Below are 23450 nucleotides of genomic sequence, written 5' to 3' on the forward strand. Positions count from 1 at the left end.
TCATTAATCAATTAATAAATACATTATATTGTATAACATAAAAAAAGAGAAGGGCTCAGCCCTTCTCTTTACTCTACTTTTTTCGGTTCCTCAAACGTCATGCCCAGCGTGTCCACCGTTACGGTTTTCATAAATATAGGATCGGCGGGTCTATCATTAGAATCTCGGTTTTGGTTAACAACTTCGTCAACCGCGTCCATACCTTCCGTTACCATGCCGAAGGATGCATATTCGTTATCTAGCGAAGGCGCATCCGCAACCATGATGAAGAACTGTGAGCCCGCTGAATCAGGATTACCGCTACGTGCCATGGAGAGCACGCCGCGTGTATGCTTCAGCTTGTTTTCGAAGCCGTTACTGCCGAATTCGCCTGGAATGCTGTAGCCGGGACCGCCCATTCCAGTACCGTCTGGATCGCCGCCTTGAATCATAAATTTCGGAATAACGCGGTGGAAGATGGTGCCATCGTAAAACTTTTTATTAATGAGAGAAATAAAGTTATTAACGGTGTTAGGAGCTACCTCTGGATAAAGCTCAAGCTTAATGATCTTATCATTGCTTAGCTCGATCGTGACGACAGGGTGCTTGTCCGAGCCGAGAAGCTCTGGTCCATCTTCGGCAGGCACCTCCGTTGGCGTGGTCGTGCTTGTATTGCCATTGTTCCCGTTGGAACCGAGACTGTCTTTATTGGGTGCATTTTTGCTTCCGCCGCCGCAGCCGGATAGGACGAGGAGTAGAGCGGCAATGAGGAGCGTCATGACTCCAAACCGTTTTTTGTTCAGCAACATTTCAATAGCCTCCAATTCAATTTTGCGAATACATGGTGTTTTCTAAAGCATCCGCTTTGTTTATCCAACTAGTATAATAGCATATTGGATGTTTTGAATGCGAATAGAAACCGAAAATCGGAAGCGGTGGGAGTATAATAAAGGATATTAAAAGATATAATTGAATGTTTAAAAAATGGGATAACCTGCATTCGTATGAATTCTATTTTCGTAAATGCTACGCGCTTATTTAACACCTAAATCGTTAATCTCATTTATCATTAATATTCGGATGGAGGAATGAAAAATGACCAAAGTACTTGTCTTAGGTGGCACAAGGTTTTTTGGCAAAAAGCTAGTTGAGCAATGGATTCGCGAACATGCGGATGTTACTATTTTGACGCGGGGGCTGACTTCCGATCCTTTTGGCAGCTCCGTTAAGCGACTGCAAGCGGATCGTACCGACAAGGAAGCGCTAAAGACAGCGCTGGGCGACTTGAAATTTGATATTGTGTACGACAATATTTGTTATACACAGCAAGAAGCAGAGGAAGCGGTAGAGTTGTTCGCGGGACGAACTTCGAAATACATCGTTACCTCATCGCTCAGCGTATATCCGTTCGGGGAAACTTCAATTACAGAAAGTGATTTTGACCCTTACACCTATCCTGTTCCAGAACAATATGCGGCGAATGCGGACTATGCAGAAGGAAAGCGGCTTGTGGAAGCGGTACTGTTTCAAAAAGCATCATTCCAAGTCAACGCGGTTCGTTTCCCTATCGTGTTAGGGCAGGATGATTATACGCGAAGACTGCATTTCCACGTTGAACATATTCAAGCAGGCCAGCCGTTAGGCATTCCTAATCCGAATGCGGTCATATCTTTTATTAATTCGGATGAAGCGGCCTCTTTTCTGCTATGGCTCGGCCGCTCTAGTCTAGTGGGACCAGTTAATGCTTGTTCCAAAGGGGAAATTACGCCTGAACAAATAGTTGCGCTCATATCGGAGGCGGCGGGCAAACAGGCGGTTGTAGCTAACGAGACAGAGGACATACATATGTCGCCTTTTGGCGTTCCGGCATCATGGCATATGAATACAATTAAAGCGGATACTGCGGGCTTCACATTCCAACAGCTGAACGATTGGCTGCCAGCATTAATATTTAAGCTCGTTCAATAATCGGGCGGAGTGTGTCCCAAATACCACTTGCACCGCTTGGCAAGTTCCGTTATAATCTCTGTAATCCATTTGAAGGGATTCGATCGCATGTATACCATCCCAATGAATCAGTTTTATCATTTCACCGAGCGTTAGCACACCTGATCAATAATCAGGGTGGGCTAGCGCTTCTCGCGTTGGCCTCCCTGCAGCATACGATGCGCGCAGGACCAAGAGGTCCTGCGCGTTTTTTTTATTCCATCACAACATTAACCGAATGAGAGGAATGATCGATATGCTGCAAAACGTGAAAGGTACTTATGATTTTTTTGGCAAGGAGCAGGCTCTTCGAAGAAAGGTTCAACGAACACTGAGGGAAGCGTTCGAGCTGTATGATTTTGATGAGATGGATTCGACGATTATTAATGAGCTGGAATTTCTAACCTCGAAGTATGCAGGCGGAGATGAAATAATAAAGGAAATGTATCAATTTAATGATCAGCGGAAGCGATCGCTTGGGCTCCGTTATGACCTGACGATTCCTTTTGCCAAAGTTATTGCGCTTAATCCGGGTATCGAACTTCCTTATAGGCGATATGAGATGGGGAAGGTATTTCGTGACGGCCCTGTGAAAAAAGGAAGGCTGCGTGAGTTTTTGCAATGTGACGTGGATGTAGTTGGGATTAAAGGCCCTGAGGCTGAGGCGGAACTCATGCAGTTAGCTGTTGATGTGTTTCGTAGGTTAGATATCCCTGTCGTACTAAAGTGGAATAATCGTCGGTTTCTGGAAGAGATGCTTATCGCGATCGGTGTTCCTGCTTTGGAATCCTTATCGGTTATGCTGACGCTGGATAAGCTCGCCAAGATTGGGACAGATGGTGTAAGGCTGGAACTGGCTGATAAGGGCTTGGATAAGCGGCTGATAGACGCCATTTTAGAGCTGATTGAATCGAGCTGCCGGTCTTTAGAGGAATTAGCGAACAAATGCGGCATACAAGACAGCATTGGAACAAAAGAAGCGGCGGAACTGCGAGGGATAATAAGGGAAATTGGACTAGAGCATGCTTGTCAGTTTGATCCGTTTCTATCGCGGGGGCTGTCCTTCTATACCGGAACGGTATATGAAATTTTTGATGCAACGAATGGCTACTCTTCAAGCTTGGGCGGCGGTGGGCGATATGATGCGATTATTGGACAGCTCGTTGGGAGAGACGAAGTAGAGTACCAGGCAGTTGGGTTATCGTTTGGCATGGAATCGATCATGGCACTGCTCGAGGAGCGTACGATTCAGACGGAACAGGCTTCTGTTGTCGTTATTCCCGTTGGTGTTACGGTTGTCGAGGTGCTGCAAACAGCCGCCTTGCTTCGGGAGAATGGCTTGCGAGCAAAGCTTGACACGAGCGGACGCAAGCTGAAAAATATATTAGCGACGGTTTCTTCGAGCGGCATTCGCTATGTGCTGCTGCTGGGCGAGAGTGAGTGGAAGGCTGGCATGGTGCGCTTGAAAGATATGGAGGAGCGGACTGAGCGCGAAGTGACGCTGGATGAAGCCATCTATTTAATGGAGGATTGAGGCGGCGTTTAGCGCTTCTGGAGCGGCTAAGCTGCGCGCGAGCGGTGAGGGGGACGCGATGGGCGAAAGAGATGCAGAAATTGCATCTCTTTGAGCGCGAAGCGGCGCGTGTGTGGCGAAAGAGATGCAAAAATGCATCTCTTTGAGCGCGGAGCGGCGCGTGTTGGCGAAAGAGATGCAGAAGTGCATCTCTTTGAGCGCGGAGCAGCGCGCAAGTGGCGAAAGAGATGCAAAAATGCATCTCTTTGAGCGCGGAGCGGCGCGCCTGCGGCGAGGGGAACGCGATAGGCGAAGCGCGAAGCAGCGCGCATTGGCGAAAGAGATGCAAAAGTGCATCTCTTTGAGCGCGGAGCGGCGCGCATTGGCGAAAGAGATGCAGAAGTGCATCTCTTTGAGCGCGAAGCGGCGCGCGTTGGCGAAAGAGATGCAGAAGTGCATCTCTTTGAGCGCGAAGCGGCGCGCGTTGGCGAAAGAGATGCAGAAGTGCATCTCTTTGAGTGCGAAGCGGCGCGTGTATGGCGAAAGAGATGCAAAAATGCATCTCATTGAGCGCGAAGCGGCGCGTGTATGGCGAAAGAGATGCAGAAATGCATCTCTTTGAGCGTGGAGCGGCACGCGGGTGGTGAAAGAGATGCAAAAATGCATCTCTTTGAGCGCGGAGCGGCGCACGCGCTCAAAGAGACTTATGCGTGAGTAGGTACTTTAAGCAGCTTTTGAATGTAGCTTTCGATTTTCTCTGGTGTATCTTTGGAGCCGAAACGCTTCAGCACCTTTCCGTTCTGGTCGACTAGAAACTTTGTGAAATTCCACTTGATCGTTTTCGTGCCGAATATGCCGCGTGCTTCGTTGGTGAGGTATTGGAACAGCGGATGGGCATCGCTTCCCTTTACGTCGATTTTGGCAAATAGCGGGAAGGACACGCCGAAATTAAGCTGACATGCTTCTGCTACCTCCTCGTCGCTTCCTGGCTCCTGATTTGCGAATTGTCCGCATGGAAAGCCTAATACGGAGAAGCCTTGCTTGCTGTAGGTTTCATGCAGCTTCTGAAGTCCTTGGAACTGATTGGCAAAGCCGCATTTGGTTGCAGTGTTTACAATGAGCAGCACTTTTCCCTTGTAAGGTGCTAGCGTTTGTTTTTCACCTTTAATCGTATTCACTTCAATATTGTATAGAGACATGATAATACCTCCTCGTATTCTGTTCCGTATAAATTTTACATAATTAAATTGTAAACAATTCAAATGATAGTGTCAATGAAATATACGCCACTAAACAAGCATCCATTCAATAAAAAACCATTCACATATAATAAAACAGGGCACCCCCATGGAGTACCCTGTTCACTTAAGCATCGAATCGCAACAAGTTTTATTGGCTAGCTATCTGCGTCTAAGCTGCTCTAACGAATCGCCTGACGCGAGACCTCGCTTATTTCGTTAATTTCATCCTTGCTCAGCTTGAAGCGCATTGCCTTTACGTTCTGCTCAGCATGATGCACCTTAGAAGCGCCTGGAATGGCGAATACCGTTTCACCATGAGCGTTAATAAGCCAATTGAGTGCGACCTGAGTTGCGGTAGCGCAATAGCGGGCAGCTACTTGTTCGAGTGTGTCGATAAGCGGCTTCGAACGGCTAAGCCCATCCTTTCGGAAGGAGGCCGTCCACTTGCGCGGACCGCTAATCGCTTTAATCAACTCAGGATTCTGATGAAACTTACCGCTTAGTATCCCTTGCTCAAGCGGTGAATAAGCAATAATAGCTGCGCCTAGTTCTTGAGCGGTCTCCAATATACCGTTATGCTCAATGCGCCGATCGAGCAGGCTGTATCTCACTTGGTTGGATGCAAGCCGCAGGCCGTGCTCTCGTAAGACGCGATCCGCTTCGCGCATTTGCTTGGCAGAGAAATTGCTCACGCCGATATTTTGGATTTTGCCGGCTGCAGCCAGTTTCGCCATCTCCTTCATCTCGCTTCCGACAGAGGAGAAGGAGAAGGGCTGATGAACCTGATGAAGATGGATAGTACGTCCTTCAAGCAGCCTGATTCTCTCGTCAATCGTGCTTCCGATGCTGCTCGCAGTACGAAATAACGGCCACCACTTGGTTGCGATAAAGACGGCTTCCTCAGCGGGAAGAGTTTCGCGAAGAGCGCGGGCGAGCGCTTGCTCGGATTGGCCGTGGCCATAAACTTCAGCGGTATCAAACCAATTCATGCCGCCTTCATAGCTTGTTTTCACAATATCATGGATGGCATCGCCTTGTAGAACTGGCCAAAATTTACCGACAAGGCCTTTGCCATTGCTAAATTGCCAGCAGCCGAGACCGAGTGGAGACAGACGCAAATTTGTTTGGCCGAAAGGCCGGTACTGCGCTTCAAACATGGCCTAATCCCTCCAGATTCATTGTAATGGCAAAAGCATGCTGTACGGTTGTTCAATCTTGAGTTGAACTTTGCTGCAGTCGGCGGAGAAAGTCATGCATTTGCTCCAGTATGAGAGCCGCTTCTTCGGGTTTGCCGTCAATCTTGCAAGCTATTTGAGCGGGTATGCTGAGAGCCTTCTCTCTTAACGCTTTGCCCTGCTCGGTTAACTCGACAATAACGCTGCGTTCATCCTTGCGGTCACGCGTTCGTGTGATATGCCCGGCTGCTTCCAGCTTCTTGAGCAGTGGTGTTAAGGTGCCTGAATCCAGATATAGCTTTTTGCCGAGTGCCGTGACTGTCACGTAATCCTGCTCCCACAAGGCAAGCATGGTGACATATTGCGTATAGGTGAGATCAATCTCGTCAAGCATAGGACGGTATAGCTTCGTCATCTCGCGAGAGCAGGCATAGAAAGCAAAGCATATTTGGTTATCCAGCTTCAACGTATCATTCGTATCCATGTTGTCCTCCATAGGAAGGTTATCTTATTTGGTGAAATTAAATTGTAATAAATATAATAATAGTGGAAATGCCAATGCACTGTCAATGTAAGGGCAGCGGCAGCACATTGTGTACGTACGGCAAAGTATGCTATAGTTACAGCGTTTATTTCATGAAGGAGTGATTGAAATGTCCTATACCGCTGATGAGGTGGCAGAGTGGATGCTGAATGAAGTGAAATCGGCAGGCATTTTGCATCAAAGCGAAGCTGTCGAGCACATCAAGAGCCATTTCGGCGAGGCGTTTATTTATGTAAATGAGCAAGGCAATCAATCGATTGATAAAGAAGTGAAGAAAGCGTTCCGCAAGCTTCATAAAGGCAAGGCTGCTTGGGAAAGAGACGGCTTCTTCTGGGGCTGGAGCTAAGCGCCATCGATTGAAAAAGTTGACAAATATAACTGTAACTATTATACTTACAGTATTGAAAGTCTAAGACGGCATGCGAGATCCTTTGTATAACGTCTACTTTTTTACTGCAAGTGTAATGTATTTGGTTACAGATTTGTACAATAGCTAGCTTTCCTACTTTATAAATAGGTGGTGTAGAGGATGAAAATTAACATAAGCGATTGGGTAAGAGGCAAAACAAGAGAAGGCGAGCTCATACACGGATTTATTGAATCCTTCGATATCCTGCAAGGAATTGTGGTTGTGAATGTTGTTGAGTCTGATAACGAGGATATCGTCGGCAAAAAGGTTGCTGTACGCGAGCAATGGTTAAAGCCCGTTCCTGAGATTACGTTAGCGGACGATATGTTTATGCTTAATTTAATCGATATTTCGCTTGCAACAAGGGATGAAGCTTGGTTTATGGAATTGACAAATTACTTGAAATCAAATGGAAATGAAGCTATTGGAGCGAATCATGCCTCTGAAATCAGAAGCAAACATATCAACCGTTTAGGGCCAGTAGGCCGTTAATATATGTCCATAGTCGGACGCCAACCAAAAAGACGTGCAATCGAGCAATCGATTGGTACGTCTTTTTTTGCTTATAGGAATGCTTCATCAGGAGTGAGCATGTAATTTTCTGATTTCCTTTTCACTTCACGTTAATGCCAATCCCGAGCGCTTCCGCTCTCTGTACGAAATAATGAGCGACCGACAGGTCGAACACCGCCATACCCATAGGGCAGAATAGTACAGACTCATCAGTCCCGATAGACTTAAACGCATCGCGGCAGACGACATCAGTTAATGAAAGGGTGTCTTGCTTCTGTAAGCCGTATTCCAGATGAAGCAGCTCGATGTCTGTATTCTCGCGGCACACCTCTTCCCAATCATCTACAATGATGTTGCGAACGGCGCTGATAGCAGTGGCGGCATAATCTCTTAAAGATATATCAAGCAGCAGACTGCCGGCATGCGGAGGGGTGTTGATATAACGCTGATTGCTCACTGTACATGTAATAATGAGGTTGCATGCATCGTAAAGCTCCTGCCAGCTTCCTGCCAAGCGCGTGCGGCTTCTTATGGTCTCATCCACATCGACAAGGTCTGAGCTGTCCAGCGCTGCACCGCGAATATCGTACACATAAATCTGCTCGAGCTGATCACCGAACAGTCTGGCGCACATGTCGTAATGAAGCCGCCCAACAGGTCCGAACCCGATGATGCCTAGCTTTAAATGTCTAGGTGTCTCAAGGAGCCTGAGATAATGTCGAATGACCAAGCCGCTGACGGCTGCTGTTCGGGCAGTGCTAGGGAGCGGCGTATTTAACATCGCATAAGGGATGCCGGTATCGGCATTATTTAGCAGCGTCACGCTGTGCGCCCTGGGAAGGCCTAGCTCGAGATTGCCCGGAAAGCTGGCGATCCATTTGATCCCGGCCATTTGCACACCGCCTCCGACATAGGCAGGCATAGCGATAATCCGATTGAGCGGGTTTTTGTAACGCAAATAGGGCTTTAACGGCTGCGCATAGTCGCCAGAATCAATGACTCGCACGGCAGTCTCCATACTGTCTACAAGCTCTTTCCAGTGCAGCCCGATCCTGCGTATATGTTCATCGCCGAGGTATAGCACGGACATTATCCTTTCGTTTTAAAATAGTCATGACCGAACTGCTTCTCCACCCATTCATCACAATACACGGTATCCATGTAACGCTCACCGCGATCATGCAGAATGACAGCGCAGGTAGAGCCAATCGGCAGCTTATGCATAATCGACTGTAAAGCTGTTATAACGGCGCCGGATGAGGGGCCTGCCAGAATCGATTCCTTAGCCACGAGCAGGCGGCAGCCAGCTACCATATCCTGATCTGACACATTAATTGCATAGTCCATAAATTTGGTTTGACCGAATGGAGGGATGATGCCAGTTCCAAGACCAGGGAATAGGCGACTGCCTTTAGGTCCTCCGAAAATAACGCTGCCCTCTGCATCAACGGCTACGATTTTGGTATGGAGCCCATGATCGCGCGCATAGTTGGCGCAGCCAAGCATGGTGCCGCACGTACTGACACCGCCAACCACATAATCAACATGGCCAAGCTCCTCGACGATTTCGTGCATCGTTCCCTCGTAATGGGATAAGTAATTGTTCTCATTGGCATATTGATTGGGCCAGAAGCTATTGGGGATGCGCTCCAGCAGCTGCTGCACTCGCTTCAGTCTTGCTGGCAAAAACTCGCCGGTCTCTGGGTCCTCCTCTTCCACAAGTTCGATCGCAGCTCCATATGCTTGAATGATTTGAACGTTCTGTTGAGCCGTCTTCGGATCAATAATGCTAATAAACCGCATGCCGAGATAAGAGCAGATCGCAGCTAGGCTTATGGCCATATTGCCTGAGCTTGATTCGATAATGACCGAGCCGGGCCCGATTAGGCCGCTATCCCAAGCCTCGCTAATGATACGAGCGGCGGATCTGTCCTTGGCGCTGCCGTTAGGGTTGAGTAATTCGAGCTTAGCGTACACTTGAATGCCGCGATCATTAGCGAACAGTCTCGATAGCTGTACAAGCGGCGTATTCCCAATAACAGACAACCAGTTTTTCTCCACAGGCATTGAGCACCTCTCATAAATAAATTTTTTTGGATTTCACCGCCCCGCGCTGGAATGGTTCGTTTTCCTTCATGCGCGTCACCTCAATGCCAGTCAATATTCGATTTTGGATCATTTGTCCAATTTCTTCTATCTTATGCTCCAGCGCATGCTGGATATGAACAAGCATTGTCTCATCAAGAGATCTGCTGTGAATACGAATGGATAATTTGTTATCCCGCAGCAGGACGCGAAGCTCCGCGTCATGGACGAATTGATGCACGACATCTTCAATATCGTACAAGCTGATCTTCTCTCCATGCTTCAGGTCGGTGCCGATCCGCTTCGAAATGCAGCTGAAGCATTGCCTTGAACGGCCATCGATTTCAATCGTTTGAAAATCACGTACGACATCATAGGTAACGTACCGGACCGCGGGGAATAATGTGCGTACAAATGAGGTGAGAACAAGGACAGCTTCATTCTCCTGCAGCGGACCTTGCGTGGAATCGAGCTGCTCCGCATGGATGGCTTCGGCATATATGCTCTCGTCGATCACATACAAGCCTAGCTTGTGGGAGTAGGAAGCAATCGCGCCGATCTCAATTGATCCGTAGGTGTCCAAAATATCCTCTGCGCCAATTCCGAATCTTTTGGCCATATTCACCTGCCAGTGAAGGGGAGCTATCTCGCCGACAACAATTATTTTGCGTATGCCAAATTGCGATGGATCAGGTACAGCGGCAGCGATGGCATCCAATATGGATGGCATCGTATATAGAAGCTCTGGACGAAATGTGGATAGTCTGGCGACATGCTCTTCAATGGGCAGAGCGAAGGATAACGAGTCAGCCTCCAAGCCAAGCTTCTCAAAAATAGTTAATGCTGTGCTGGCTGCATGTCCTGTACCCATATCAGCTAACGCTTTATGAATCGGATATCCGATTTCATGATTTGCACCTGTTTTACGCAACCCTCCCTCAAGCCAATTTCGAAAGCATGCGGCTTTGCAGGCCATATATCGCTCATCATCCTCCGTGGAGTAATAAATCGCTTTGCGAATGCCTGATGAGGTACCGGATGTCTTATATATGGATAAACCGGGTTCTGTTCTCTCTTCCTGAGTGAAATAATATTTCTCCAGCACTTCCGCCGTCATAAGCGGCAGCTCTGATAGCTCTGACAGCTCGGCTGCTTGATCATGAATGCCATGCTGCTTGAGCAAGGAGCTGTACCAGGGGTGAAATCGACAAATATGATTCACTTGCTGCTGCCACAAACTTAATGACGTCATGCGGAATCGGCCCCCTACTCAGTGTTTTGAATGGATCGTTATATAAACATATGTCAGTCCAGCTTGATGGTTCAGCTTAGGAGGACAGCGGCCTACATCCATTTTTGCACAAGGTTAATATAATAATAGAAGCAAGAATGAGAGCGGAGGGCTGGAATGAGAACAACAAGAGTGAATAGCGCTGGCCGCAGCGACCGCGGCCGCAGGGCGTGGGATAAGTGGACCAAAACGAAGGTTTTGGAGGGGGATCATCTGCTGCGGAGGCATTTGCCTGTAACTCGGGTTATGACGAAGCGAAGTCTCGAGAAAATGTTGGAAATGTACAAAATGGTTTACGTTAAGCCGATTAATGGAGCACAAGGACGCGGTGTTATGAAGGTGGAGAAAATTTCATACAAGCGCGGAGGAGTCAATAAGCAAGCGTATGTTTACCAGCTTAACGAGAAAAGGCTCAGCTTCACAACCTATGAATCAGCCTATCGATCAATCGTGAAGGATACGAAAGGGGAGGTTTATATTGTGCAAAAAGGCATTCGTCTGCTTAAACATAATAGACGGCCTTTTGATATACGCCTTGTCGTCCAAAGATCGCCTCACGGGGGATGGGAAGCGACTGGGACGGTGGGCAGAGCGGCTCATCCACGCAAAATTGTAACCAATGGCAGCCAGGGCGGGACGATCTATCCGACCGCGTATTTGCTGAAGCATTATACAACCGCAGCGAAACGAAAGCAGATGCTCGGTGAAATGGATCGTCTCGGTGTGCATACGGCAAAGCGTCTGCATCGTGCCTATCCGGTTATTAAGGAAATTGGCGTAGACCTTGCGATCGACAGCAGCTTGAAGCCGTGGATACTAGAGGTGAATACCATACCCGATCCATGTCCATTTGCCCTGCTCCCAGATCAATCCATGCTCCGCAAAATTATACGTTATGGCAAGGCTTACGGTAAAACGTATCGTCTCGTCTGCAAGAAGGCCAAGAGAGGATTATAAGCTAGGGAAGGAAGCGGGTATCGGAGGCGGCTATAATGGATAAATCCATTTTAGCCGCCTCTGCCCGTTTAAGCAGGCAGCAACACATGCCCCCATCCGCCGCTTTTTTTGAAACACGGGCCTATACATACATAAAAAATATAAAATACATGTTTTCTTATCTGCAAGAATGGATAAAATACGCAAAAACCAACAAACTTAACTTGTGGCCTTTGTATATGATCAGGGGAAATGCTGCGATATAGAATGGAGTGTTACGTTTGAGTAAGCAACAAATAGATTCGAAAACGCTGCATAGAGGGTTGAAGGCTCGCCATATGACGATGATTTCGCTGGGGGGTTCAATCGGGACAGGACTGTTTCTTGCCAGCGGCGGTGCTATTCATTCGGCGGGTCCCGGAGGAGCATTGCTCGCATATGCGTTAATTGGGGTTATGGTTTATTTCCTGATGACAAGTTTGGGTGAGATGGCAACTCATATGCCGGTCTCTGGAACGTTCAGCACCTACGCCACCCGCTTTGTTGATCCATCCTTCGGCTTCGCCCTAGGGTGGAACTACTGGTACAACTGGGCAATTACGATAGCAGCTGAGCTGTCGGCAGCCACTTTGATTATGAAGTTTTGGTTTCCAGATAGTCCTTCGATACTATGGAGCGGTTTGTTTCTATTATTGATGTTGGGGCTCAACTTTTTGTCCGTGAAGAGCTATGGAGAGTCGGAGTATTGGTTTGCCATGATCAAAATTGTAACGGTTGTCATATTCATCGTCATCGGTCTTCTGATGGTAATTGGCATCTGGAACGGGGAAGCTGTTGGCTTCCACAACCTGACGAGCAATCCGTTTCCAGCAGGCTTTCTGGCTACGCTTGGCGTATTTATGGCAGCAGGCTTCTCCTTCCAAGGGACGGAGCTCATCGGAGTAACGGCGGGCGAGAGTGAGAATCCGCGCGAAAATATACCACGAGCGATACGCTCGATATTTTGGCGTATTCTTTTGTTTTACATTTTAGCCATATTGTTGATCGGCTTGCTTATTCCGCATACGAACCCACAGATGGCGAGCAGTGATATTTCTACAAGTCCTTTTACTATTATTTTCGAAAAAGCAGGTCTGGCGGTTGCCGCTTCAATTATGAATGCGGTCATTCTGACTTCGGTTCTATCGGCAGGCAATTCAGGAATGTATGCGTCAACCCGCATGCTCTGGGTGCTGGCGAAGGAGGGGAAGGCTCCTCGTTTTCTTGCTAGGCTCAATAAGCACGGTGTGCCGGTAACCTCATTGCTTGCGACAGCGGCGCTAGGCATGCTGGCCTTTCTCGCATCCTTTTTCGGTGACGGCGTTGTTTATTTGTGGCTGCTTAATGCGTCGGGGATGTCAGGCTTCATCGTCTGGCTTGGGATTGCTATCAGTCATTACCGCTTTCGCAAAGCATTTATTTACCAAGGCCATAGATTAGATGAATTATCTTACCGCGCGAAATGGTTTCCGCTCGGCCCGATCCTCGCGATGCTGCTATGTATCATTGTCATTGGCGGACAGTTTGTGGGTGCGCTGAAGGACGGCCGCATCGACTGGCCTTATATTGTTGCATCCTATATAGGTATACCTTTATTCCTGTCTATTTACCTCGGTCATAAGTGGAAGCACCGTACGAAGCTGCTAACGTTGTCTGAGTGCAAATTAGAGTCAGAGGATTAGTTCTTTAGGCATATGTTTTCAAGGCATTTGTTTAATGAATGCATCTAATGGTTTATATACACGCAACAATATCTCATTTATAATAAACAGATTTCAAAGTCAGACATCCTTGTTTTCCATTGGAGGTTATGTAAATGAAAATCATTGAGAGCGCCAAATATTGTTGGCATACGTTCTGGTCTAGTTACAACATTGTCATGTATGAGAGCTGTATAGATGAAGGCATGCGTAGGAAGCTGAAAAAGAAATTTCACTATCATAATCAGAAGCTGGTTCAGCTATCTTGGAGAATGATTTAGGTATAGTATAGAGAAAAAGGTCTTGTCAGCTGCTATAGCAGTCGATAAGACCTTTTATATACATATTTTTATATTTTCGTTCTTTATTAAGAATATTTTGGTACAATAAACTCGAAAGCATTTTGTGGGTCATATGGGGGAAATCATTTTGAGCATAAGCGTAGTAGTTCCCATGTACAAAGCAGAAAAATATTTACATTCGTGTATTGCTAGTATTCTAAAACAAACTTTTCAAAATTTCGAGATATTGCTTGTAAATGATGGATCTCCAGATAAGTGCGGTGAGATTGCGGATGAATACTGTAACCAAGATTCAAGAATAAAAGTCTTTCATAAACAAAACGGGGGAATAAGCAGCGCAAGGAACGCTGGAATTGATGCAGCAACAGGAGAATACATCGTTTTTATTGATTCGGATGATCAGATATCCGACAATTACTTGCAGCGATTATATTTTACAGCCAAAAACAACAATTGTGATGCAGTAGTCTGCGGCTATCGAGAAGTTGCAACAGACAAACAGGTTGTTCCTGGTTTTAAACTTCATCAAATACGAAACGGCAAAGAATTTGTGCTAAGTTCTACCCATGTGCACTCTAGAAATGATCTTTGTTTTACATGGAGAATTTTATTCCGACTAGATATGATTAAAAAAAATAATATTCGTTTCAACGAAAATTTATTCGTAGGCGAAGATACCATATTCAACTTAGAGTATTTCTTGGAAGCAGAAAGAATGTATTGTATTCCGGACGCCTTGTATTATTACACTGTAAATAATCCAAACAGTATCATGAAAACATTATATAAGCCTAATCTGGAAAGCAGCTTAATATTGCAATACGGGATCAGAAAACAACTATCCGAAAAATTCGGATTAATGGATAACAACTCATATCGAGGTGATATGGCCTATTATTATATAACTTCAATATATAGAATGCTGGTCAGAAATTTAATAAGCAGTCCTGAGACAGATAAGATGACGGGACTAGCCAGAATATTAAACTATGAAATGTTCACCGATAGCTTTAATGAAATTGGATTCTCATACAAGTGCGGCAATGTGAAGGAATACATTTATTATTTAGCGCTTAGATATAAGTTAATGCCCTTGCTTAAAAGAGAGTTTCATCAATCCGTTGCCAATTAATTCGGTGAGCGGCAGGGGATTTACTCCAAAGAACGATTTAACTCGCCCGGTGTTTCAATCCCCCACTAAATCCATAACTCACGACTATAACTTACTTCTTAAAAGCTTCAAATGTAATGGCGAATTCAGGAATGCCTTCTGCATAGGGTGTATATTCGTACTGGCCGAAGGCTATAATTACTGCGTCATGCTTAAGGTAGAAAGGACGATCACCTGCAATCCCCTCAAATGGAGAGAGCAAATTCAAATTTCTGGTTTTAATCTGGTTGCGTATCGCGGCGTTTATGATTGCTACGTAATTTGGATTGCTGTTTGCAGCTTCTTTTAACGTCACTACGTCACCGGAACTAAGATCGAAAGTATAAGGTACGCGCTCGGTCATGCCATGAGCACCGCCGGTGTAGAGATAATAATCGATATAGAGGCTTAATTGATTCTGTTCATTATAAGTTACCGTATAATAGCTCTGATAAGTTGCGTCTGGTATTGTTGTGTCCTTATCTGCAGCTCCGAGCTCGTCATTGGAGGCAGATGCCTCGGCAATGGCATGTTGACCAGAGGCGGCATAGGCTTCTGCTTCTTTCTTCAGGTAGGTGTTCATTTTATACTCCGTTTCCGGATTCTCATATCCGGTAATGACGGGATATTGAATGAGAAGCGATTGGCCAGCCGTATGGTTGCTAATCGTTTTTGTCTCAATGGCGAGCTTGTTTTCTGTAAGGGTTTGGATACCAACGCTGCGTGATGCAGCATCATAGGTGATGCCGTATCCCATCCGTTCCAGGATAAAACGCAAGGGCATGTATGCCGAACCATTCTGCAAAATCGCCGGGTTTCCATAGATGAGCTGTCCGTTAAGCTCATAGCTGCCATCCTTCGAATTTGCAGTAAATACGCGGTCGCGTCCTTGAATCGTAACAGCTTTTGTGTTCGAGTCAAAGGAGGTGGCTAACCCGAGCTTGTCATTCAGCGCTCGGATGCTAATATAAGTATTTCCATCCACATTTGCGGTTGGCACAGTTGATTTGATGCCATCGATGACGAAGGGCTGAGAGACAACTTGCAGTGTCTGCGCTGCTGCTGCGACTGTGTTAACTCCTGGAGTCCAGGCTATTGTGGAAGCGGACCCGAGAAGAAGTGCTGCTGCTAGAACGGTGGAAATTTTGTGTTTTGCCTTATTGCTTTTGTGTTTGTGTGGTTTCATAGTTATGAAACCTCCTCTCTGATGGGTGACGAACAAACAGACGCTTCGCATACCAGTAAAGTTACAGAGGAAAAGAGGCTGTTTCTGATTATTAACCTCAGAACAGCCTCTTTAACCATTTTATTTTTTTGTCGCAATCGAGAATATGACGGTTTTGTCAGAAGCGTCAATTTGAACGTTGACATTGTCTGTCCCGATCAATTGCTGCTTGGAGGCTACTTTGGTGCCGGCTTCGACACGTTTGCAGATGTCGTTAAACAGTTCTTTAAATGCGGAAGCGTTATAACCAAATAATTGATTGGCAAATTGCTCGACTACTTCTTTGTTGCGGGCAAGCGTTCCTTCTCTGAGTCTCATCGTTATCCCGTATGTATTATACTGCGGGTCGAGCCATACGGCTGCTTCTTCATTAACAGCGGCAGTACCGGATGTTCGGTTCAGTATGCTGTCCTTCTCGGCTTGATCCTTGAACAGTCGAAGTGTTGTTTCGTACAAATCATGATTGGAACCGCGCAGCTCTCCGGCTTGGATCAGTGAATCATATGCATCCCACATCCGTTTATCCGGGAATACAATAATTTTTTTGCCGCCGCCGATTGTAGGAACGATCCGCTCCAGCTTCTCTGGCGAGACGGTTACGGCAAGCCGTTTCGATTTGATAGTTAGACGGTTAAGAATAACGAGTGCTTCCGCCCGTGTAACGGTATCTCCAACGCCGAAGAAGCCGTTTGGATAGCCTTGCATGATCCCTTTCACGAGAGATTCGGCTATAAATTTTTGTTCGCGCTCGGAGGCGCCCATCAGGTCGCCGTATGCTTGGGCCATTTTCTGACCAAACAAGCCGTCCTCCAAATATTCGGTTTCCTGCAGCGTGTAATAAATAATTTCGGCCACGTTCTCGCGTGTCATGTTCGCTTGGAAGTCGCTGTAACGGCTCTTATTCAGGAAATGGAGATCGCTAGCAACATCGATATATTGCTTCGCCCAATAACCGACGGGGCTAGGTTTGAAATCGAAGTAACGGTAATCCTGCTTCAGAATCGCTTGGTTCTCGACGCTCAGCGACTGAAGGAAGATGGTGTTCCAGCTGCGCGAGCCATTTTGATGCAGATCTGTATAAGAGAGAACGAGCATTTTGATAAATTGATCTACCTTCACAGGCTCTTGAGGTTTAAATGTCCCGTCCGGATAACCGTCCAAAATTCCCTGCTTTACCATATCCGTAATCGTCTTCTCAGCCCAATGGCCTTTAATATCTTTGAATGCGGCGGCTGAGGCTGCTGCAGCTTTTTCGAATGAGATCGAGCTAATAGAGGCCATACAAAAAATAATGAATATAGTTGTAATTAGAGTGAAACGCTTCATGAAATATCCCCCTAAATTTGAAAAAACGATATATTCCGACAATATCTAGATAACCACATTTATTCGTTATTGAGAATAGGTCTAAAGACGTGTAGCGTTGAATGGATCCCGTTTTGCTGACGTTTTTCGATCAGAAGAGGGGGTTTTTCTAGGGGTGATGTAAACTGTTCTATGATTTTGTTCTATGTATAGAACAAAAAAACTGCCCCGCAAGCAGATTATCTACTCGCAGGACAGCCCTTCTTTGCGCTGTGATGATTATTTGACTTGTGGTACCCAAGTGTTGACTGCTGTATGTCCATCTCCAACATGATCTTGGTCGAACGTTAATGGAGTTACATAGTAACCGATCAGTTCGTATTTATCATTGTAGAAAACGACTATAATGAACATGTCCTTAATAAATTCGTTGTTGGTCGTATGATAATGAGTTCCTGCGATAAAATTGTCCATCTCATCGAAATACATTTTTCGAGCGCTGGACATGGCGTACCCAGGATAGCCTTCTGGAGAAATGGTTACTTTGAAATAATCTTTGCTCAAATCTGCCGGATATTTGCCATAAGCTTCATTGATCACTTCAAAACCGATTGAAATAAATTTAGCATCAGGATGAACCTGAAGCAGCTTCTGCTTATTAAAGGTTGTATTGTAAGCAAAGCTATAAGGCGTGGATGTGGGATCATTTACAAATGCATCCACTAGCTGTTGTTTTGTGAATGGTTTAGTCTCTAAGCCGAAATCAGAAGTTGATCTAGGCACAGTAGTAAGATCGTATTGATAAACGCCTTCCGTAATTAAGGTGTCGGCTTTGTAAACTTTTAGATACCATTCTCCTTTGCCTTTAGGAACATAAGCTGTTGGTATCCAGCAGCTATTATTTTCACAAGAGAAGATCGGATTGGGATCATCTTTGGACTGGAATATTTTATATTTATGTTCGCTTGTTAGACGCTCGCCCAGCAGCGCTCCGCTTTGAAGGATATAGTTGCGTTCTGGAACGGTTACACCGTCTTTATTAATGTTGTAGTAAGTGTCGCTGTGAATTTTGAAAGCTTCTTGTATCGTTCTTGGGTAAAGAATTTGAATTTGGTAGTATTTATGGAATATGCCATCGCCACTTGTTACATAAATCCATATTCTAATATCTTCCAAGGGGTTGATTTCTAGATCAAACTGCTTAGAGCCATCCGAAAGTGTGTAATAATTGGAATTGTCGCCAGATGAGGGTTCAACCCAAATGCCTACATTCGAATACACGGAGGCCGTAACAGTTACTGGAACGGTTGTCTTACTCATTGTGCGATCCGTAACAATACTATAGCCTAGAACATCCGACTTGAAGCCCGTTTGACCCGTAGTGTAGTAATTTGCATCGAGCTGGTTGAGGGTTAGCTCGCCCACTGTAATGCCGGATAGCGTCGCATCCTTGCACCAAACGCCTTCTGTACAAGTAGTCTCGGGTTCTTCTTCGCCTGGTTCTTCACCTGGCTGTTCACCGCCACCATTACCGCTTCCATTCCCATTGCCGCCGCTATTGGACGAACCGCCAGAAGAAGGCGGTGTAGTTACAGCTGTATTGGCCGATTCTCCGTCTGCTTTGTTAGGCTTCGTCTCGAAGCTAGAGCCTGCTGCTGCTTTGTTGATTGTTGCTGCTTCTACTGTTCCTTGACCCAGCAAGCTAGCTACTGCATCAAGTACTAGCTTCATAATAGTAGCTTCTTTGCTTAGATTGATTTTTGTGTTAGATGCTGACTGCTCAACATTTAATTGATTAATTTTGCCGCTAGGCACGCTTACTTTAATGTCTGAAGCTAACACTTGGACGGTTTCAAATTGTCCGACCAATTGAACCTCAGAGCCTGTTGGAAGAGCCTTGGATAGCTCTACATTCTGGAATCCGCTTCCGGTAACATTGGATTCCTCAAGCTTTACGGGCGAGTTTACAACAACATATTGAATGGAAGATTCGCCTACGACGACAACACGCACCGTACCGTCTCTTTTATCTACTGAAATGCGAACTAGAACAGAATCTTCAAAGTGTACGGAGTTAGGACCGCCGCCTTGAATAGTCGTCGAACCTTTTACTGTTACCTTTTTGAAATAAGCGTCACCTTCACCAACAGCTGCTGTCAGCGTCAGATCACCTTCGATGATCAAGTTCCGCAGTGTAACGCCTGAAGCGGCTACAACCACGTTTCCTTTAATGGTTTCTGATCCCGTTTCTGGACCATATACACCTGCAACGCTGTATGTAGTAGTTGGTTTGGCATAACCGATAGCCTTCTCTAGAGCCGTTATCGCTTCCGCTCTTGTGAGGTTTCCTTTTGGAGCGAACTTTTCATTCGGATAGCCGTTCATCACACCGGCCTCTACAAGCGCAGCAACTGCTGGCTTGCTCCAAGCTGCAAATGCCGTAATATCCTTAAACGAATTAATAGTTTCAGTGTTGCTGGAATTAAGCTTGAGCAAGCTTGCTATCATACTAGCTGCTTCCTCACGTGTTACTTGCTTATTCCAACCGATTGTACCGTTATCATAGCCTTTAACGTAGCCAGCCTTCACCGCAATCGCGATTTCGCTGTACGCCCAATTGGTATTTGCTAGATCAGAGAAAGAAATACTTCCTTTGTCTGTTAATTGGAATGAACGATTGATTAAAGTAATCATTTCTGCGCGGGTAACTGGGCGATTGGGCTGGTAGGATCCGTTATCATAGCCCTTTAATAAATCGGCCTCTGCCCATTTGCGAAGATTTGCTTCCGCCCAATGGCCTTGCAAATCATCAACCGATTCAGCTGCCCATACGGTACTGAATAGTGATAATGACATAGCAAGCACAATCATTAAGCTTACTGTTTTTTTCATGCTTTTAAATAAAAACAATTCATCTGCCTCCCTGGAAGTCCAGTTTTTTAAGATACAAATTTCGACGATTAAACCTGCTGTTTCCACACTATAAAACTAAATATGTAAATTAAGCGATTTTTCTGAGAAAATATGTCGAAATTTGTTCTGATCTATTATACCCGAAATATTGGGTATTTGAGAATCGTTTGGTAGAATTGTGGGAAAGTTTTCAATAGAAGCAGGAGAAATATAGTGTTCAAGACCTATCAAATTGAGGGCATTTTGCTTGCAACTGCAAAAAAAGCCTAGTGCTTCGCATATTTGCGAGGAACTAGGCTTTTTGGAGTAATCCTGTTGCTGTTATATTAGTCGAGGACAGCTGTAATATGTGCTTTTGTGATCGACCAATGAGAAGCGGTCCATACTTTTTCTTTCTTTTCCAAATAAATGATCTGCGGCGATTCATGCTTCACGGATGTGTCTTCGGCGATTTGATTCGAAACGGGACGAGACTCGATTACTTTAACGAGTACATAGTCAACGTCTTCTCTTGGTTTGCCATCCAGGTATTGATTAAATTCTTGGTAGGCATTCGCGCTCACAGGGCAGGTCGTGCTGTGCTTAAATACAATAAGCGGACGGGTAGCTGAGCCTTCGTAGGCGTTATTCCATTCTTCGATAGATGTGATTTCTTTATAGGTCATCGTTTGGAAACACTCCTTTGTTCTGCTGCGCAGATGATGATGAATTCGTAGTACAAGTATTATAACTCTTTTGAAGAAGTAAATCACCTTGGATAAAAGCAGGTCTATAGCAAGAATGACGGCTTTATTGTAGATTGCAGGTTGCTCTTAAACAATTGCTTACGGACACTGAATCCGTTATTCATGAGATTATACGATGTAAGAGGGCCTAACGGAAATGAGATACGCTATTCCCCTCCGTATGGGTCAATTTCAATATATTACGGGCAAATAACGCTTCTGGTGTCCGCAAGCATTCCGAAATAGGGGTAATCGCATCATATAACGGCTCCCATGTCCGTTAATTAGATGGCCCCGCCTCATCTGATAAAGCAAAAGCAGCCAATCCTCTAGTGAGGATTGAACTGCCTTTTTGGAGTTGTCAGATCACTTTAAGCGAGCTAGAGTATGCCTGAGGTACAATACAACTCATATGGAATGATAGCCTAATGCTATTCGTGGATCTCTGTCAAAAGCTGTCCTAGAGCCTCAAGCGCCTGCTCTTCTTGCTCGCCGTCAATCTCCAGTGTTACTTCCTCGTTCACTGCAATGCCCAGCGTAAGCATGCTTAGGGAGCTTTTGCCGTTCACCTTTTTCCCTTTATTAATAACGCTCACCTTACATGGAAAGGTACCTGCGGTTTGGACGAATGTTTTGGTTGGGCGCACGTGGAAGCCTGTTGGATTCAGAATAGTGAAGGTTTTGCTAATCATGTTGTGTCACTCCGTTTCTTGTGTGTTCTACAAACTGTGTAATTTCCTGTGTACTGCGCATTGTTAAAGCTTGGTTCGCGTAATCGGACCATTCGGAGCGGTCAAGCTGTCCGATCAGTTCTCTTGCTTGCAGAATGGCGCCTGAGCTCATGCTGAATTCATGCAGGCCAAGTCCGAGAAGCAGCGGTATCGCGGTATGGTCTCCAGCCATCTCGCCGCACATGCCAACCCATTTGCCTTCCTTCTCCGCCGCTTGAATAACAAGGCGAATCAGGCGCAGCAAGGATGGGTGCCAAGGCTGATAAAGATAGGATACCGTTTCGTTCATGCGGTCTGCAGCCATTGTATATTGAATCAAGTCATTTGTTCCGATGCTGAAGAAATCAACCTCCGGTGCAAATAGGTCTGCAGCGACTGCCGCTGCTGGAATTTCAACCATCATACCGACCTCAATGTGCTCGGCAAGCTGAACGCCCTCGGCAATTAGCTTCTGTTTCTCTTCCTCCAGAAGCTTCTTAGCTTCGAGCAGCTCTTCTAATACAGCAATCATCGGAAACATAATTTTTAAATTACCGTAACGGCTTGCGCGAAGCAGCGCTCGAAGCTGTGTGCGGAACAGCTCCTGCCTATCCAGGCAGAGCCGTAATGCACGCTGGCCGAGAAAAGGGTTGCTTTCCTTCGGCAGCTCCATATAGGGAAGCTCCTTGTCGCCGCCAATATCAAGCGTGCGGATGACGACAGGCTTCGGATTCATTTTCTCAAGCGCATATTTGTAACTGGTGAACTGCTCCTCTTCGGTAGGAAGGGAGCTGCGTCCCATATATAAAAATTCGGTCCGGAAAAGACCGATTCCCTCAGCGCCGTTGTCGATTGCCCGCGCAATATCCTCTAGACTTCCGATATTGGCTGCTAATTCCACCTGCTTGCCATCCTTGGACAGGGTTGGCTGATCCCTCAGCCCTTTCAATTCCGTCCGGCGCACGTCGTCCTTCTGTTTCTTGTCTTGATAGCTCTCGAGCTCTTCAGACGATGGATTAACAAGAATAACACCTTGATTCGCATCCATAATGATGGTGGAAAATTCGGGAATCTCATTAACTGCTGAACCGGCACCTACAATTGCGGGTATTTCCAGTGACCGTGCCATAATGGCGGAATGAGAAGTGCGGCTGCCTACTTCTGTGATAAAGCCGCGAACGACCTCTAGATTAAGCTGAGCAGTATCTGAAGGCGTCAAATCGCGTGCTACGATTATACATTCCTCCGAGAGATTAGCTAGGTCCATGTGCGGAACGCCGCGCAAATGACTCATCATGCGTCCGGAGACATCCTCGATATCAATAGCACGGCCTCGCAGCAGCTCATCGGACATCGACTGCAGCAGCTCGATAAACGATTGCGATACCTCGTGAAGAGCAAACTCGGCGTTAACAGCCTCGTCGGCTATTTTCTCTTCGATCGCTTCAATGAGATCGGGATCCTCAAGTATCATCAAATGGCCTTCGAATATCTCGGCTTTATCGGCACCTAGCCGTTCCTCCGCCGAGGCGCGAATCGCCTCGACTTCCTCTCGGGACACCGCAACCGCTTGACGAAACCGTTCTACCTCCGACGCACTGTCTTGAATCGTTTGCTGTGTAGGAATGAATCGCTCAGATGCGAGATGAAACGCACGAGCGATAGCGATTCCCGGAGAAGCCGCAATACCTTTCCATGCTTGTGTCATC

General features: G+C 46.1%; 23 protein-coding genes. 10 read left to right on the forward strand and 13 right to left on the reverse strand.

Features of this window, described 5'->3' with window-relative positions:
• Positions 1 to 68: 68 nt before the first annotated feature.
• Positions 69 to 788: a peptidylprolyl isomerase gene (locus CEF13_RS01970; protein WP_102709178.1), complete on the reverse strand. Its 720-nt coding sequence runs from the start codon at positions 786 to 788 to the stop codon at positions 69 to 71.
• A gap of 286 nt (positions 789 to 1074) precedes the next feature.
• On the opposite strand from CEF13_RS01970, the gene CEF13_RS01975 reads away from it, so the two are divergent.
• The 3 genes from CEF13_RS01975 to CEF13_RS28480 all read left to right on the forward strand — a co-directional run bounded on the left by CEF13_RS01975 (position 1075) and on the right by CEF13_RS28480 (position 4100).
• Positions 1075 to 1947: an NAD-dependent epimerase/dehydratase family protein gene (locus CEF13_RS01975; RefSeq protein WP_102709179.1), complete on the forward strand. Its 873-nt coding sequence runs from the start codon at positions 1075 to 1077 to the stop codon at positions 1945 to 1947.
• A gap of 274 nt (positions 1948 to 2221) precedes the next feature.
• The gene (locus CEF13_RS01980) at positions 2222 to 3499 is read left to right on the forward strand and encodes a histidine--tRNA ligase (protein WP_342352579.1); all 1278 of its coding nucleotides are present in this window, start codon (positions 2222 to 2224) and stop codon (positions 3497 to 3499) included.
• A gap of 112 nt (positions 3500 to 3611) precedes the next feature.
• Positions 3612 to 4100, forward strand: a complete 489-nt coding sequence (locus CEF13_RS28480; protein ID WP_146022664.1) for a hypothetical protein — start codon at positions 3612 to 3614, stop codon at positions 4098 to 4100.
• 82 nt (positions 4101 to 4182) lie between these two features.
• On the opposite strand, the gene CEF13_RS01990 is transcribed toward CEF13_RS28480, so the two are convergent.
• The 3 genes from CEF13_RS01990 to CEF13_RS02000 form a co-directional block, all read right to left on the reverse strand.
• Complete coding sequence (locus CEF13_RS01990) at positions 4183 to 4677, reverse strand: glutathione peroxidase (RefSeq protein WP_102709181.1); 495 nt, start codon at positions 4675 to 4677, stop codon at positions 4183 to 4185.
• A 221-nt stretch (positions 4678 to 4898) separates the two neighbouring features.
• Positions 4899 to 5876 (reverse strand): aldo/keto reductase, encoded by a 978-nt coding sequence (locus tag CEF13_RS01995; RefSeq protein WP_102709182.1) that lies wholly within the window; start codon positions 5874 to 5876, stop codon positions 4899 to 4901.
• A 52-nt stretch (positions 5877 to 5928) separates the two neighbouring features.
• Positions 5929 to 6378: a MarR family winged helix-turn-helix transcriptional regulator gene (locus CEF13_RS02000; protein WP_102709183.1), complete on the reverse strand. Its 450-nt coding sequence runs from the start codon at positions 6376 to 6378 to the stop codon at positions 5929 to 5931.
• Positions 6379 to 6547: 169 nt separating this feature from the next.
• Here CEF13_RS02000 and CEF13_RS02005 point away from each other — a divergent pair, with 169 nt between their 5' ends.
• Together CEF13_RS02005 and CEF13_RS02010 are read left to right on the forward strand one after the other, a co-directional pair.
• Positions 6548 to 6784: a DUF6953 family protein gene (locus CEF13_RS02005; RefSeq protein WP_102709184.1), complete on the forward strand. Its 237-nt coding sequence runs from the start codon at positions 6548 to 6550 to the stop codon at positions 6782 to 6784.
• A 183-nt stretch (positions 6785 to 6967) separates the two neighbouring features.
• Positions 6968 to 7339, forward strand: a complete 372-nt coding sequence (locus CEF13_RS02010; RefSeq protein WP_208414618.1) for a hypothetical protein — start codon at positions 6968 to 6970, stop codon at positions 7337 to 7339.
• A 121-nt stretch (positions 7340 to 7460) separates the two neighbouring features.
• Here CEF13_RS02010 and CEF13_RS02015 read toward each other — a convergent pair whose 3' ends face one another.
• The 3 genes from CEF13_RS02015 to CEF13_RS02025 are packed head-to-tail and all read right to left on the reverse strand — an operon-like array spanning position 7461 to position 10697.
• Positions 7461 to 8450, reverse strand: a complete 990-nt coding sequence (locus CEF13_RS02015) for a 2,3-diaminopropionate biosynthesis protein SbnB (RefSeq protein WP_208414616.1) — start codon at positions 8448 to 8450, stop codon at positions 7461 to 7463.
• Positions 8450 to 9427 (reverse strand): 2,3-diaminopropionate biosynthesis protein SbnA, encoded by a 978-nt coding sequence (gene sbnA / locus CEF13_RS02020; RefSeq protein ID WP_208414614.1) that lies wholly within the window; start codon positions 9425 to 9427, stop codon positions 8450 to 8452. Before sbnA ends, CEF13_RS02015 begins: the two co-directional genes overlap by 1 nt.
• Positions 9428 to 9437: 10 nt before the next feature.
• Positions 9438 to 10697: a phenylacetate--CoA ligase family protein gene (locus tag CEF13_RS02025; RefSeq protein WP_102709185.1), complete on the reverse strand. Its 1260-nt coding sequence runs from the start codon at positions 10695 to 10697 to the stop codon at positions 9438 to 9440.
• A 156-nt stretch (positions 10698 to 10853) separates the two neighbouring features.
• On the opposite strand from CEF13_RS02025, the gene CEF13_RS02030 reads away from it, so the two are divergent.
• The 5 genes from CEF13_RS02030 (at position 10854) to CEF13_RS02045 (ending at position 14845) form a co-directional block, all read left to right on the forward strand.
• On the forward strand, positions 10854 to 11693 hold the full coding sequence (locus tag CEF13_RS02030) for a YheC/YheD family protein (protein ID WP_102709186.1): 840 nt from the start codon (positions 10854 to 10856) through the stop codon (positions 11691 to 11693).
• Positions 11694 to 11728: 35 nt separating this feature from the next.
• Positions 11729 to 11938 (forward strand): hypothetical protein, encoded by a 210-nt coding sequence (locus CEF13_RS02035; protein ID WP_102709187.1) that lies wholly within the window; start codon positions 11729 to 11731, stop codon positions 11936 to 11938.
• A 72-nt stretch (positions 11939 to 12010) separates the two neighbouring features.
• On the forward strand, positions 12011 to 13393 hold the full coding sequence (locus CEF13_RS02040; protein ID WP_102716156.1) for an amino acid permease: 1383 nt from the start codon (positions 12011 to 12013) through the stop codon (positions 13391 to 13393).
• 134 nt (positions 13394 to 13527) lie between these two features.
• Positions 13528 to 13692, forward strand: coding sequence for a hypothetical protein (locus CEF13_RS28650; protein ID WP_166742874.1), 165 nt, complete (start codon positions 13528 to 13530; stop codon positions 13690 to 13692).
• Positions 13693 to 13840: 148 nt separating this feature from the next.
• Positions 13841 to 14845, forward strand: coding sequence for a glycosyltransferase family 2 protein (locus CEF13_RS02045; protein WP_243864690.1), 1005 nt, complete (start codon positions 13841 to 13843; stop codon positions 14843 to 14845).
• A 91-nt stretch (positions 14846 to 14936) separates the two neighbouring features.
• Here CEF13_RS02045 and CEF13_RS02050 read toward each other — a convergent pair whose 3' ends face one another.
• The 6 genes from CEF13_RS02050 to ptsP form a co-directional block, all read right to left on the reverse strand.
• A complete protein-coding gene (locus CEF13_RS02050; protein ID WP_166742873.1) occupies positions 14937 to 16049 on the reverse strand; it encodes a stalk domain-containing protein in 1113 nt (370 codons plus the stop codon).
• A gap of 120 nt (positions 16050 to 16169) precedes the next feature.
• A complete protein-coding gene (locus CEF13_RS02055) occupies positions 16170 to 17414 on the reverse strand; it encodes an S-layer homology domain-containing protein (protein WP_102709190.1) in 1245 nt (414 codons plus the stop codon).
• Positions 17415 to 17672: 258 nt separating this feature from the next.
• Positions 17673 to 20303, reverse strand: coding sequence for an S-layer homology domain-containing protein (locus CEF13_RS02060; protein WP_102709191.1), 2631 nt, complete (start codon positions 20301 to 20303; stop codon positions 17673 to 17675).
• Positions 20304 to 20632: 329 nt separating this feature from the next.
• Positions 20633 to 20971 (reverse strand): bacillithiol system redox-active protein YtxJ, encoded by a 339-nt coding sequence (gene ytxJ, locus CEF13_RS02065; protein ID WP_102709192.1) that lies wholly within the window; start codon positions 20969 to 20971, stop codon positions 20633 to 20635.
• 491 nt (positions 20972 to 21462) lie between these two features.
• Complete coding sequence (locus CEF13_RS02070) at positions 21463 to 21723, reverse strand: HPr family phosphocarrier protein (RefSeq protein WP_102709193.1); 261 nt, start codon at positions 21721 to 21723, stop codon at positions 21463 to 21465.
• On the reverse strand, positions 21716 to 23449 hold the full coding sequence (ptsP, locus tag CEF13_RS02075; RefSeq protein WP_102709194.1) for a phosphoenolpyruvate--protein phosphotransferase: 1734 nt from the start codon (positions 23447 to 23449) through the stop codon (positions 21716 to 21718). Before ptsP ends, CEF13_RS02070 begins: the two co-directional genes overlap by 8 nt.
• Position 23450 lies beyond the last annotated feature (1 nt).

It is taken from the genome of Paenibacillus castaneae (genome assembly GCF_002884445.1).
GTDB classification, from domain to species: Bacteria; Bacillota; Bacilli; order Paenibacillales; family Paenibacillaceae; genus Pristimantibacillus; species Pristimantibacillus castaneae.